This is a genomic window from Pseudomonas sp. R1-7, assembly GCF_051132105.1.
GTDB lineage: Bacteria > Pseudomonadota > Gammaproteobacteria > Pseudomonadales > Pseudomonadaceae > Aquipseudomonas.
The window spans coordinates 2,381,468-2,394,376 of record NZ_CP071661.1; the positions used below are offsets into that span (position 1 = coordinate 2,381,468).

Here is a 12,909-nt window from a genome sequence, read left to right on the forward strand (position 1 = left end):
CAACAATGAACAAGCCCCTGCGTTTTGCCTTGAACCGAATGGTTGCCCCGCGCCTGTCACTGCCTGCTTTCATCGACTTGGCGCTGGCGTTGAAAACCGATGCCATCGAGATTCGCAACGACCTCAAGGGTGTCGAGATCGAAGACGGGATGCCGCCCGCTCGCGTGCGTGAGTTGTGTGAGGCGCGCGACATCAAGGTGCTGTCGATCAACGCCCTGTACCCCTTCGATGTGTGGAACGAAGAACGTCGCGCCCAGGCCGTGCGCTTGGCTGACTACGCTCGCGAGTGCGGCGCCGAGGGGCTGGTGATGTGCCCGCTCAACGACCGCGCCGACCCCCGCGGCGCGGCCGAACGGGCAGCGGGGCTGCGCACGGCCCTCAGTGAACTTGCACCGATTCTGCGCGCCTTCGGTATCTACGGATTCATCGAACCCCTGGGCTTCGAAGAATGCGCGCTGCGGCGCAAGCGCACGGCGGTGGAGGCGATCAAGGCCATCGGTGGGCTGGATGTGTTCCGCCTGGTGCATGACACCTTTCATCATCATCTGGCGGGGGAGCAAGAATTCTTTCCTGAACTGACTGGGCTGGTGCACATCTCTGGCGTCGAGGATGCCCAGGCGCCGCTGGCGACGATTCGGGACGGCCACCGCGTGCTGGTGGGCGAGGGGGATATTCTCGGCAATGCCGCGCAGATTGAAGCGCTGGTGAGCGGAGGTTATGACGGCTACCTGTCCTTTGAGCCCTTTGCCGAGAGCGTCCACGAGCTGGCTGACATCCGCCAGGCGTTGGGGGCGAGCATGAGCCACCTGCAAAGCTCCCACTCGACCGAGTTGCGTTTGAAGAAGGTGCAAGCATGACCACAACACGACTGACCATGGCCCAGGCCCTGGTGAAATTCCTCGATAACCAGTACATCGAAGTCGATGGCGTCCAGAGCAAATTCGTCGCCGGTGTGTTTACCATTTTCGGCCACGGCAACGTGCTGGGCCTGGGACAGGCGCTGGAGCAGGACAGCGGCGACCTGGTGGTCCATCAGGGCCGCAACGAGCAGGGCATGGCCCATGCCGCCATCGGGTTTGCCAAGCAGCACCTGCGGCGCAAGATCTACGCCTGTACCTCGTCGGTCGGTCCCGGCGCGGCGAACATGCTGACCGCTGCCGCCACCGCCACGGCCAATCGCATCCCGCTGCTGCTGTTGCCCGGCGATGTCTACGCCAGTCGCCAGCCGGACCCGGTGCTGCAACAGATCGAACAGTTCCATGACCTGAGCATCAGCACCAACGATGCCTTCAAGGCCGTGAGCAAATACTGGGACCGTATCAACCGCCCCGAGCAATTGATGACCGCCGCCATCCAGGCCATGCGCGTGCTCACCGATCCGGCCGAGACCGGCGCGGTGACCCTGGCGCTGCCCCAGGACGTACAGGCCGAAGCCTACGATTATCCGGATTACTTCCTGCAAAAACGCGTGCACCGCATCGACCGTCGCCCAGCCACTGAGGCGATGCTCGGCGATGCCCTGGCGCTGTTCAAGGGCAAGCGCAAGCCGCTGATCATCTGCGGCGGCGGCGTGAAATATTCCGGGGCCAACGCTGCATTGCAAGCCTTCGCCGAGCGCTTCGAGATTCCGTTTGCCGAAACCCAGGCGGGAAAAAGCGCCATCGTCTCCAGCCACCCACTGAACGTAGGCGGCGTCGGCGAGACCGGTTGCCTGGCGGCGAACCTGCTGGCCAAGGAAGCGGACCTGGTCATCGGCATCGGCACCCGCTACAGCGATTTCACCACGGCGTCGAAATGGCTGTTCCAGCATCCCGAAGTGCAGTTTCTCAACCTCAACATCAGCCCGTGCGATGCGCTGAAACTGGACGGCGTGCAACTGCTGGCCGACGCCCGTTCTGGCCTTGAGGCGCTGGCTGGCAACCTGGGGGACTACCGTGCCGAATGGGGCGGGCAGATCGCCGACGCCAAGGCCCAGCTCGACGCGGAAGTGGACCGGATCTACCAGGCGGATTTCCAGACCCAGGATTTCGTCCCGGAAATCAATGACCACATGGACCCCGCAGTGTTTCGTGAATTCATCGAACTCACCGGCTCCTGCCTGACCCAGAGCCGCGTGCTGGGCACGCTCAACCAGACCTTGGCGGACGACGCCATCATCGTCGCTGCCGCCGGCAGCCTGCCTGGCGATTTGCAGCGCAGCTGGCGGAGCAAGGGCGTGAACACCTACCACGTCGAATATGCCTACTCGTGCATGGGCTACGAGGTGAATGCGGCCTTGGGCGTCAAGCTCGCCGAGCCGGACAAAGAGGTCTACGCGTTGGTGGGCGACGGCTCCTACATGATGCTGCACTCGGAACTGGCGACCTCGATCCAGGAGCGTCGCAAGATCAACGTGGTGCTGCTGGACAACATGACGTTCGGTTGCATCAATAATTTGCAGATGGAACACGGCATGGACAGCTTCGGCACCGAGTTCCGTTTCCGCAACCCCGAGACGGGCAAGCTCGATGGCGGCTTCGTGCCGGTGGACTTCGCCATGAGCGCGGCGGCCTACGGTTGCAAGACCTACAAGGTCAAGACACTGGACGAGCTGCACGCGGCCCTGGCCGACGCGCGGCGCCAGACGGTCTCGACGCTGATCGATATCAAGGTCCTGCCCAAGACCATGATCCACAAATACCTGTCCTGGTGGCGGGTCGGCGTGGCGCAAGTCTCCACCAGCGCCCGCACCGATGCCGTCGCCAAGACCCTCAACGAACGACTGGCCAAGGCCCGTCAATACTGATTGCGCCAACACCTACATTAAGGAGTTCCACATGTCTTTGAAGCTGGGCGTCATCGGCACCGGGGCCATCGGCCAGGACCACATCCGTCGTTGCAGCCAGACCTTGCTCAACAGCCAGGTCGTGGCGGTAACCGACATCAACCTTGCCCAGGCGGCGAAAGTGGTGGCCGATCTCAAGCTGACCGCCGAGGTCTACCCCGACGGTCACGCACTGATCAAGGCGCCGGACGTCGAGGCGATCCTCGTCACGTCCTGGGGGCCGAGCCATGAAGAATTCGTGCTGGCGGCCATCGCGGCAGGCAAACCGGTGTTCTGCGAGAAACCCCTGGCGGTCACGGCCGAAGGCTGCCGCAAGATCGTCGAAGCCGAAGTGGCCCACGGCAAGCGCCTGGTGCAGGTCGGTTTCATGCGGCCCTACGATGAAGGTTACCGCGCGCTCAAATCGGTGATCGACAGTGGCCAGATCGGCGAACCGCTGATGCTGCACTGCGCCCACCGCAACCCAAGCGTGGGCGAAAACTACAAGACCGACATGGCGATCACCGACACCCTGATCCACGAGCTGGACGTCTTGCGCTGGCTGCTGGCCGATGACTATGTGTCGGTGCAGGTGGTGTTCCCGCGCAAGACCAGCAAGGCCTTGGCTCACCTGCGAGATCCGCAGATCGTCCTGCTGGAAACCGCCAGGGGCACGCGGATCGACGTCGAAGTGTTCGTCAATTGCCAGTACGGTTACGACATCCAATGCGAAGTGGTGGGGGAGACCGGCATCGCCAAGCTGCCGGAGCCGTCCCAGGTCCAGTTGCGCAGCGGCGCCAAACTGTCCAATGCGATCCTGATGGACTGGAAGGATCGCTTCATTGCCGCTTATGACGTCGAGTTGCAGGCGTTCATCGACGGCGTGCGCAGCGGGCAAGTGGGCGGGCCGTCGGCATGGGATGGTTTTGCGGCGGCGGTGGCGGCGGATGCCTGCATCGAAGCGCAGCAGAGTGGGCAGATCGTCAAGGTTGATCTGCCGGAGCGGCCACGCTTTTACGGCTGACCACATTTCCCCTGTGGAATGCAGTCAATGGTGGGAGCGAGCTTGCTCGCGATGGCGTCGGATGCAGCTTGCATTGCGTTGACTGACACACCGCTATCGCGAGCAAGCTCGCTCCCACAAGGGATGGTGTGCATTCAATACTAATAAGGAGCCTTCATGCGAATCGGACTAGTCGGCTACGGCAAGGGCGGGCGGTTTTTTCATGCGCCGCTGATCAGCAGTCTGTCGGGGGCTACTTTCGTCGGGGTGGTGACCCGCTCCGCCGAGCGGCGCCAGCAACTGGCGGGTGATTATCCGCACGTCCAAGCCTTCGACTCTCTCGAACAACTGGTGGCGGCCGGCGTCGATGCGGTGGTGGTGTCCACGCCGTTGGCGGCGCGTCCGGCCGTGGTGATGGAAGCCATCGAGCACGGCGTGGCGGTGGTCAGCGACAAGCCTTTCGCCCTCGATGCCGCGCAGGCCGAAGCGATGGTGCTGGCCGCCGAACGACGCAACGTGCCGTTGAGCGTCTACCAGAACCGGCGCTGGGATTCGGATTTCCTGACGGTGCGCAAATTGCTCTCATCCGGTGCATTGGGACAGGTCATGCGCTTTGAATCCAGCGTTGAGCGTTACTCGCCGACCTCTGTGGGAAAGGGCAGTGGCGGGGGATTCCTGCGGGATCTGGGTAGCCATCTGGTGGACCAGGCGCTGCAGTTGTTCGGGCCGGTGATGCGGGTTTATGCCGAGCTGGATTATCGGCAGCCGGGCCAGGCCTACGACAACGGTTTTTTCATGTCGCTGGCCCACGCAAACGGCGTGGTCTCCCATTTGAGTGGCAATTGCCTGCAAAACGCTCCGCGCCCGCGTTTTCGGGTCAGCGGCAGCGAAGGCTGCTATACCGTCGAAGGCCTCGATGGGCAGGAGGCCCTGGCATTGGCGGGACTGAGTCCGGCCACCGAAGACGAGCGCTGGGGCGTCGAAGAACACCGGCGCTGGGGATGGTTCGAGCACGGTGTCGAGCGCGAGCGCGTGGCCTCGGAGCGGGGTTGTTGGCTGACGTTCTACCAGCGCCTCCAGACTGCCTTGCAGGGCGACGGTCCTCTGCCGGTAGCGGCCCGCGATGCCTTGGCCACGACACGTATCCTGGACGCTGCCAGGCAGAGCGCGGAGCAGGGTGAAGTGGTGTGTTTACCAGCACCTGTAGGACATGGAATAAAAAACGAATAAAATTCTAAAATTAGTTGATATGGAAAATATTTTCCAATAAAGTCGATTCCAGGTTACCGACAACCCTGTCCGCGTTTATCCAGGCCCGCCCTGAATGGACGAAGGACGAAACAAAAACAAGAAACACAGCCAGGTACCGTCGATGAAAACCTTCAGCCGCTCTGCGTTTCACCTGCCACTGTCCTTGCGCCTGTCCGCAATCCTTCCCTTGTTCGAATCCCTGTGCATCCAGCGCAAAGGCGCCGTGGTGTGCTGCGTGCCCGGCGCACCCATCGTGCGTTTACCGCGTTCCTGAAGTCCGTCACGCCTTATCCATAAAACCAACAAAAAAGTGGAGAAAGAACGTTCATGAACACCAAGACCCGTATTGCCTCGTTGGCCCTGTCATTGATGTTTGCCAGCGGCGCTGCCCTGGCGGACCTGAAGATCGGCGTCAGCATGTCTCAGTTCGATGACACCTGGCTGACCTACCTGCGCGAATCCATGGACAAGAAAGCCAAGTCCCTGCCGGACGGCGTCACGCTGCAGTTCGAAGATGCGCGCAGCGATGTGGTCAAGCAACTGAGCCAGGTGGAAAGCTTCATCAGCCAGAAGGTCGACGCGCTTATCGTCAACCCGGTGGACACCGCCGCGACCCAGCGCATCACCAAGGCCGCCGTGGCCGCCGGCATCCCGCTGGTGTACGTCAACCGCCGTCCGGATGATTCGAAATTGCCGCAAGGGGTGGTCACCGTGGCCTCGGATGACCTGGAAGCCGGGCGCATGCAGATGCAATACCTGGCCGACAAGATGGGCGGCAAGGGCGACATCGTGATCCTGCTGGGCGATCTGGCGAACAACTCCACCACCAACCGCACCAAGGGCGTCAAGGAGATCCTCGCCAAGTACCCGGACATCAAGATCGAGCAGGAACAGACCGGCACCTGGTCCCGGGACAAGGGCATGACCCTGGTCAACGACTGGCTGACCCAGGGCCGTGACTTCAACGCGGTGATATCCAATAACGACGAGATGGCCATCGGCGCCGCCATGGCACTCAAGCAAGCGGGCACCAAGAAAGGCAGCGTCTTGATTGCCGGGGTCGACGGCACGCCGGACGGCTTGAACGCAATCAAGAAAGGCGATATGGCGGTCTCGGTGTTCCAGGACGCCAAGGGCCAGGCCGATGGCTCGATCGATACGGCAGTGAAGATGGTCAAGAAGCAGCCGGTCGAGCAAACCGTCTGGGTGCCCTATCGTTTGATCACGCCGGAGAACGTCGATCAGTTCAAGTGACGCTTCACCTGTTTCATCACAACAATAAACAGGCCAGGTCGCCGCGCCGACCTTGCCCAGGGAGTACCTGACCATGTTCGCATCAGCGACTGCTTCGAGCGCTTCGGCACCGACTTTCCGGCCGGACGCATTACCTGACGAACCGTACCTGTTGGAAGTCGTCAACGTCAGTAAAGGCTTTCCTGGCGTGGTGGCCCTGTCCGACGTGCAATTGCGGGTTCGCCCCGGCTCGGTGCTGGCCCTGATGGGCGAAAACGGCGCAGGCAAGTCCACGCTGATGAAGATCATCGCCGGCATCTACCAGCCCGACGCCGGCGAGCTGCGCCTGCGCGGCAAGCCGGTGACCTTTGACACACCCCTGGCGGCCTTGCAGGCCGGGATCGCGATGATCCACCAGGAACTGAACCTGATGCCGCACATGAGCATCGCCGAGAACATCTGGATCGGCCGCGAACAACTCAACGGCCTGCACATGATCGACCACGGTGAAATGCACCGCTGCACCGCCCGGTTGCTGGAGCGCTTGCGCATCAAGCTCGACCCGGAGGAGCAGGTGGGCAACCTGAGCATTGCCGAGCGGCAGATGGTGGAGATCGCCAAGGCCGTCTCGTATGACTCAGACATCCTGATCATGGACGAACCGACGTCGGCCATCACCGAGACCGAAGTCGCGCACCTGTTCTCGATCATCGCCGACCTCAAGGCCCAGGGTAAGGGCATCATCTACATCACCCATAAAATGAACGAAGTGTTCGCCATCGCCGACGAAGTGGCGGTGTTTCGTGACGGCGCCTACATCGGCCTGCAACGGGCCGACAGCATGGATGGCGACAGCCTGATTTCGATGATGGTCGGCCGCGAGTTGAGCCAGTTGTTTCCCGAGCGGGACAAGCCCATCGGTGATCGGGTCCTGTCGGTTCGCGACCTGAGCCTGGAGGGTATTTTCAAAGGGGTGTCGTTCGACCTGCATGCCGGGGAGATTCTCGGCATCGCCGGGTTGATGGGCTCGGGCCGGACCAACGTGGCCGAGGCGATTTTCGGCGTAACCCCTGCCACTGGTGGCGAGATCCTGCTGGACGACCAGCCGGTGCACATCAGCGATCCGCACATGGCCATCGAAAAGGGTTTCGCGCTGTTGACCGAGGATCGCAAGCTCAGCGGCCTGTTCCCGTGCCTGTCGGTGCTGGAAAATATGGAAATGGCCGTGCTGCCCCATTACGTCGGCAACGGTTTCATCCAGCAAAAAGCCCTGCGTGCGTTGTGCGAGGACATGTGCAAGAAGCTGCGGGTCAAGACGCCGTCTCTTGAGCAATGCATCGATACGTTGTCCGGCGGTAACCAGCAGAAGGCCTTGCTTGCCCGCTGGTTGATGACCAACCCGCGCATCCTGATCCTCGACGAGCCGACCCGCGGCATCGATGTCGGCGCCAAGGCCGAGATCTACCGACTCATTGCCTACCTCGCCAGCGAAGGCATGGCGGTCATCATGATTTCCTCGGAGCTGCCCGAGGTGCTGGGCATGAGCGACCGCGTCATGGTGATGCACGAAGGCGACCTGATGGGCACCCTCGAGCGCAGCGAAGCCACCCAGGAACGAGTCATGCAACTGGCGTCGGGCCTGTCCTGATGGCTGTCAGTCCAGATAACAAAGGTAAAAGGCTATGAATGCGATACTGGAAAACAAACCCGCGGCCGCTCCGGCCAGGACGCGTCGACGGTTGCCGACGGAACTGAGCATTTTCCTGGTGCTGATCGGCATCGGCCTGGTATTCGAGTTGTTCGGCTGGATCATGCGCGACCAGAGCTTCCTGATGAACTCCCAGCGCCTGGTGTTGATGATCCTGCAAGTGTCGATCATCGGACTGCTGGCCATCGGCGTGACCCAGGTGATCATCACCACCGGCATCGACTTGTCGTCAGGTTCGGTGCTGGCATTGTCGGCGATGATCGCCGCGAGCCTGGCGCAGACTTCGGATTTCGCCCGGGCGGTGTTTCCTTCCCTGACCGACCTGCCCGTGTGGATTCCAGTGGTGGCCGGGCTCGGCGTGGGGCTGCTGGCCGGGGCGATCAACGGCAGCATCATTGCCATTACCGGTATCCCACCGTTTATTGCCACCCTTGGCATGATGGTCTCGGCCCGTGGCCTGGCGCGCTACTACACCGAAGGGCAGCCGGTGAGCATGTTGTCCGATTCTTACACCGCCATCGGTCATGGCGCGATGCCGGTGATCATCTTCCTGGTGGTGGCCGTGATCTTCCACGTCGCCTTGCGCTACACCAAGTACGGTAAATACACCTACGCCATCGGCGGCAATATGCAGGCCGCACGGACATCGGGCATCAACGTCAAGCGCCACTTGGTGATTGTCTACAGCATCGCCGGGTTGCTCGCGGGGTTGGCCGGTGTGGTGGCCTCGGCGCGGGCGGCGACCGGGCAGGCGGGCATGGGCATGTCTTATGAACTGGACGCGATTGCCGCGGCGGTGATCGGCGGCACCAGCCTGGCTGGCGGAGTGGGGCGCATCACCGGGACGGTAATCGGTGCGTTGATCCTCGGCGTCATGGCCAGCGGATTCACCTTTGTCGGTGTCGACGCCTATATCCAGGACATCATCAAGGGGTTGATCATAGTCGTCGCCGTGGTGATCGATCAGTACCGCAATAAACGCAAGCTCAAGCGTTAACGACCGTTTGATGTGACAAATCGCCACGCCTGACCCGCGTGGCGTTGCCATTTGTCTTCTTGATACAGCCATTGCAGCAAATTTCTTGTTATAAACGCACTCCGACGGCCGGCAGAAGCCGGTCAGACAGCATTTGAAGCGGTTGTCGGGCATTTTCCCCATGTTTTCGGTTGCTGACGCCCCGACTCGGCCTTAGACTGCCGCCCCTCGTAAATTGAGTGCCGGGTGGCGCTTGGAATAGACGGCGCCTTTCCGATGAGCGTGGCTGCTTGATGCGGGACGCTCCATAATTCGCCTTAATGCACGTTTTTTTATAGAGAAATCAATGACAAAGGAAAAGTTGCTGGCCATGCCGGCGGATGACTACATGAATGCCGAGCAACTGGCTTACTTCACCAAGCTGTTGCAGAACATGAAAGTCGAAACCCACGAGCGCATCGAACAGAACCGAATCGCCATTGAAAGCCTGGACAGCCCGGCCGACCCGGCGGACGCTGCTTCCGTAGAAGAAGAGCGTACCTGGCTGGTCAACGCCATCGATCGCGACCAGCGCATGCTGCCGCAACTGGAGCAGGCCCTGGACCGCATCAACGACGAGAGCTTCGGCTGGTGCGACGACAGCGGCGAGCCAATCGGCCTCAAGCGCCTGCTGATCAGTCCGACCACCAAGTACTGCATCGAAGCTCAAGAACGTCACGAGCAGATCGACAAGCACCAGCGCCAGGCCTGATTCCTGTTTCCAAAAAGATCGCAGCCCTTCATCCGAAGCTGCGGTCTTTTTGCTTTCTGATCATCACGCTTCTCGATGTGTGGCCGAAAACACGACTAATGGACCATGGATAATGGCTCGGTAGTGGCGTTTAATGCGGCCATAACAATGAGAAATGTGGGTGACGAAAATGGCGACAGACGGATCTCTGGCGGCGACAGCGTCGACCTCGGTGCCTGCAGCGCGCGTTACGGCGCGCTGGCTTGCGCCGACGTTGCAAAGTTTGGTGCTGGTTTCGCTGCTGTGTGGCATGACCTTGGGCGGTTGGTCGTTGTACCTGGCGCTGCCGCTGGCAATGCTCATCGTCTGGCTGCCGCGCCTGCGCTCGCGCCTGGCCAGCACCCCCGCGCCGGTGGCAAGCGACAGCTTGGCCGAACTCACCCGTGATCTTTCCTACACCACCAGCCATAACGCACTGTCCGCAGCGGGCGTGGCTTATTCGGTCAAGCAATTGGCCGGCAAGGTCCAGTCACAACTGGGGGCTGCGGCTCAGATCGTCGGCAACGCCGAAGCGATGATCGCCACCGAGCAGGCCACCTCACAACTCAGCCAACAGGCCTTGGGCGCGGCCAGCGAAGCCCATCGCAGCAGTGTCGCCGGCCGCAGCGAGTTGGTGGAATCCATCAGTCGCATGCACCAGCTCAGCCAGCGCGCCAATGAAAGTCGTGAACTGATCGAAGCGCTGAGCGTGCGCAGCGATGAAATCCAGCGCGTGAGCCTGGTCATTCAATCGATCGCCAGCCAGACCAACCTGCTGGCCCTCAACGCCGCCATCGAGGCGGCCCGGGCCGGGGAACATGGCCGTGGGTTCGCGGTGGTGGCCGATGAGGTGCGTGGGCTGGCCGGGCGCACCGCCGCGGCGACCGGCGAGGTGGGGGTGATGGTGGCGGACATCCAGCAGCGCACCGCGCAAGTCGTCGAGCAGATCCGCCAACTGGCCGCAGACCTGGACAGCGGCGTGCAGCAAGTCGAGCACACTGGCCAGCATCTGGAAAATATCGCCCGGCTCGCCGCCGGCGTGGAAACCCAGGTCAGCGCCATCGCCCAGGGCACCGACACCAACCGTGAACAACTGGACAGTCTGTTTCATGCGATCGAGCAAATGCGCGGCGACCTGGCGATCAGCGACCAGCAGACCCAACGCCTCGCCGAGGCCGCCGTACAGATGGAAGGCCAGGCCGAAACCATCAGCGAGCGCTTGGCCGAGGTGGGCCTGGACGATTATCACCAACGGGTCTATGACTTGGCCCGGGAAGGGGCAAGCCGGATTGCCGCACAGTTCGAGGCGGATATCGATCAGGGGCGTATCAGCCTGGAGGACTTGTTCGATCGCAGTTACCAACCCATTGCCAACACCCAACCGGCGAAGTTCCAGACCCGTTTCGATCGCTACACGGATCAGGTGCTACCGGCGATCCAGGAACCGTTGCTGGCGCGGCATGAGGGGCTGGTCTTCGCGATTGCCTGCACCCAGCAGGGCTACGTGCCGACTCACAACAATGCGTTCTGCCAGCCGTTGACCGGCGACCCCCAGGTGGACACGCTGAACAACCGCACCAAGCGCAAGTTCTCCGACCGCACCGGGATACGCTGTGGCAGTCATCAGCAGCCGGTGTTACTGCAAACCTATACCCGGGACACGGGCGAGCTGATGCATGACCTGTCGGTGCCGATCATGCTCAAGGGACGTCATTGGGGTGGGTTGCGGTTGGGCTATAAGCCTGAGAAGCCGCGCTGAGCCTGATCACTGGCTATGTGACTAACCTGTGGCGAGGGGATAAATCCCCTCGCCACAAAAACTCAACTGTCATTGGCTCATGTAGGGGTTATTTCCCGTCGTGCAGACGCACGTTTAGTTGGTCAACCAGCACCGCCTCTTCACCGTCGGCAAGCAGCCATTCCCGAAGCAAATCTTTCTGCTGGTCTGCCCAGAAAGGCGCATCGACCAACTTGGTGTTCGGATCCAGCGGGTGCGCCATGATGAAATCATCGATGGCCTTGCCGTCCGAAGGCAGGCCGAGTTGGTCAAACAGGGTGCTGAGTTCGTGGGAAGGTTGTTCCATTTTGTAGGACTCCTCTGGACTACCGCCGTCATGGCGCCTCGGTTGCTTCCCTGTATATGAGGCAGGCAGTCGTCAGGAGTTCGATCGGTTTCAGGCTTTCAGCGCACCTTCGTCCACCGCGATCTTCAGGGCCAGCGCCGACGCCCTGGCGGCCTCGGCAGCGATTTCCGGGGTCTTGAACCAGCGATCCCTCTCCACCTGGTGATAAGTGACTGTGGTGGAGGGCGCTTTGGCGCGCATGACAATGACTGCCTGGAATTCGCCTTCGACCTCTCTGGCTTCGCCGCGGATGAAAAAATCGCCGATGTCTAGTTCCGTCACGTCGCGCCTTCCCTTCGAGTCATATTATTGTGCGAGCGCCTCCATGGGGGCGCTCTGGGCAGGCAGTATGGCAGCAGTTGGGCGGCGGCCGCTGAGTTAAGTCATGGCGCCTGGCATTGAAGTGCTCTGTTCAAGCGTCCGGGCGAGATAGCAGGCTTCGTTGTGGTCGGTGCGGAAACCTCTTACGCGTCCGGTAGTAGTTTCTTCGATATGGAAAAAACACCTGCCGGCAAGAACGACCCTATATTTCGGCTGGATCGCTGCAGTTGGCGTGTATTCGTGTGCAGGAGGGATGCCTTGTGTCTGGGCGACGCATGCAGTGACGGGGCGGATCAAGGTTGGAAAAGTAGCCATGTGAATTCCTTTTCTATGGTTACCGACGAATTGCCGGCTGTTTTAAGTAGTCTGCGCATCAACGGCTGCTCTAGAATCGGCAGTACCGTGCGTACGGTTGCGCCTATCTAAAGCAATTTTTTTTGGCCTCGATGTCGGAAAAGTGCTTTTCTCGGTGAGAAATTTCCCTAAAGTTAGTAGTCCCTCCTTTTCCGATGTTCAGAGTGGTGTTTTCCTTCAACCTCTGGCGACTGCGGGGAAAGACGGCGAGAGTGGCGATCCTTTAGTCTGCTCCCGCCCTGGGTCAGGGCGCACCGTTCACTTTCGAATTCAATGACAGGTCCATGCGGCCGTGCAGGTTCTCGTGGTCCATTCCCGGAGAGTGGGCCGTTTAAAAAGATGGGGATGTTTCCTTGGCAGTAAGTAAT

Annotated in this window: 12 protein-coding genes; 10 read left to right on the forward strand and 2 right to left on the reverse strand. The window is 61.0% G+C overall.

All coding sequences use genetic code 11. The annotated features are described in order from the left end of the window. Nucleotides 1-5: 5 nt before the first annotated feature. From J3P79_RS10810 to J3P79_RS10855, 10 genes are all read left to right on the forward strand, one after another. Nucleotides 6-857, forward strand: a complete 852-nt coding sequence (locus J3P79_RS10810; protein ID WP_434610336.1) for a TIM barrel protein — start codon at nt 6-8, stop codon at nt 855-857. Continuing rightward, nucleotides 854-2,785, forward strand: coding sequence for a 3D-(3,5/4)-trihydroxycyclohexane-1,2-dione acylhydrolase (decyclizing) (gene iolD, locus J3P79_RS10815; RefSeq protein WP_434610339.1), 1,932 nt, complete (start codon nt 854-856; stop codon nt 2,783-2,785). Before J3P79_RS10810 ends, iolD begins: the two co-directional genes overlap by 4 nt. Nucleotides 2,786-2,816: 31 nt before the next feature. Further along, nucleotides 2,817-3,827 carry a Gfo/Idh/MocA family protein gene (locus tag J3P79_RS10820; protein WP_434610341.1) on the forward strand — a complete coding sequence of 337 codons (1,011 nt, stop codon included), beginning with the start codon at nt 2,817-2,819 and terminating at the stop codon, nt 3,825-3,827. Between the two features lie 156 nt (nt 3,828-3,983). Continuing rightward, complete coding sequence (locus tag J3P79_RS10825; RefSeq protein WP_434610344.1) at nt 3,984-5,036, forward strand: Gfo/Idh/MocA family protein; 1,053 nt, start codon at nt 3,984-3,986, stop codon at nt 5,034-5,036. A 142-nt stretch (nt 5,037-5,178) separates the two neighbouring features. After that, nucleotides 5,179-5,331 (forward strand): hypothetical protein, encoded by a 153-nt coding sequence (locus J3P79_RS10830; protein WP_434610346.1) that lies wholly within the window; start codon nt 5,179-5,181, stop codon nt 5,329-5,331. Nucleotides 5,332-5,384: 53 nt separating this feature from the next. Continuing rightward, nucleotides 5,385-6,311 carry a sugar ABC transporter substrate-binding protein gene (locus J3P79_RS10835; RefSeq protein WP_434610348.1) on the forward strand — a complete coding sequence of 309 codons (927 nt, stop codon included), beginning with the start codon at nt 5,385-5,387 and terminating at the stop codon, nt 6,309-6,311. A 73-nt stretch (nt 6,312-6,384) separates the two neighbouring features. After that, entirely contained in the window at nt 6,385-7,938 is a 1,554-nt protein-coding gene (locus J3P79_RS10840; RefSeq protein WP_434610350.1) for a sugar ABC transporter ATP-binding protein, read from the forward strand. Nucleotides 7,939-7,972: 34 nt separating this feature from the next. After that, nucleotides 7,973-8,995, forward strand: a complete 1,023-nt coding sequence (locus J3P79_RS10845) for an ABC transporter permease (RefSeq protein WP_039593016.1) — start codon at nt 7,973-7,975, stop codon at nt 8,993-8,995. Nucleotides 8,996-9,320: 325 nt separating this feature from the next. Then, on the forward strand, nt 9,321-9,725 hold the full coding sequence (locus J3P79_RS10850) for a TraR/DksA family transcriptional regulator (RefSeq protein WP_030141286.1): 405 nt from the start codon (nt 9,321-9,323) through the stop codon (nt 9,723-9,725). Nucleotides 9,726-9,894: 169 nt separating this feature from the next. Then, nucleotides 9,895-11,502: a methyl-accepting chemotaxis protein gene (locus J3P79_RS10855; RefSeq protein ID WP_434610352.1), complete on the forward strand. Its 1,608-nt coding sequence runs from the start codon at nt 9,895-9,897 to the stop codon at nt 11,500-11,502. 88 nt (nt 11,503-11,590) lie between these two features. On the opposite strand, the gene J3P79_RS10860 is transcribed toward J3P79_RS10855, so the two are convergent. Both J3P79_RS10860 and J3P79_RS10865 read right to left on the reverse strand, forming a co-directional pair. Continuing rightward, nucleotides 11,591-11,827: a DUF2789 family protein gene (locus J3P79_RS10860; protein WP_434610354.1), complete on the reverse strand. Its 237-nt coding sequence runs from the start codon at nt 11,825-11,827 to the stop codon at nt 11,591-11,593. A 90-nt stretch (nt 11,828-11,917) separates the two neighbouring features. Then, nucleotides 11,918-12,148: a hypothetical protein gene (locus tag J3P79_RS10865; protein ID WP_434610357.1), complete on the reverse strand. Its 231-nt coding sequence runs from the start codon at nt 12,146-12,148 to the stop codon at nt 11,918-11,920. Nucleotides 12,149-12,909: the final 761 nt, after the last annotated feature.

Bases quoted from the DNA above. Each gene is read 5' to 3' on its own strand.
- J3P79_RS10810 (WP_434610336.1), top strand. From the start codon at position 6: ATGAACAAGCCCCTGCGTTTTGCCTTGAACCGAATGGTTGCCCCGCGC.
- iolD (WP_434610339.1), top strand. From the start codon at position 854: ATGACCACAACACGACTGACCATGGCCCAGGCCCTGGTGAAATTCCTC.
- J3P79_RS10820 (WP_434610341.1), top strand. From the start codon at position 2,817: ATGTCTTTGAAGCTGGGCGTCATCGGCACCGGGGCCATCGGCCAGGAC.
- J3P79_RS10825 (WP_434610344.1), top strand. From the start codon at position 3,984: ATGCGAATCGGACTAGTCGGCTACGGCAAGGGCGGGCGGTTTTTTCAT.
- J3P79_RS10830 (WP_434610346.1), top strand. From the start codon at position 5,179: ATGAAAACCTTCAGCCGCTCTGCGTTTCACCTGCCACTGTCCTTGCGC.
- J3P79_RS10835 (WP_434610348.1), top strand. From the start codon at position 5,385: ATGAACACCAAGACCCGTATTGCCTCGTTGGCCCTGTCATTGATGTTT.
- J3P79_RS10840 (WP_434610350.1), top strand. From the start codon at position 6,385: ATGTTCGCATCAGCGACTGCTTCGAGCGCTTCGGCACCGACTTTCCGG.
- J3P79_RS10845 (WP_039593016.1), top strand. From the start codon at position 7,973: ATGAATGCGATACTGGAAAACAAACCCGCGGCCGCTCCGGCCAGGACG.
- J3P79_RS10850 (WP_030141286.1), top strand. From the start codon at position 9,321: ATGACAAAGGAAAAGTTGCTGGCCATGCCGGCGGATGACTACATGAAT.
- J3P79_RS10855 (WP_434610352.1), top strand. From the start codon at position 9,895: ATGGCGACAGACGGATCTCTGGCGGCGACAGCGTCGACCTCGGTGCCT.
- J3P79_RS10860 (WP_434610354.1), bottom strand. From the start codon at position 11,827: ATGGAACAACCTTCCCACGAACTCAGCACCCTGTTTGACCAACTCGGC.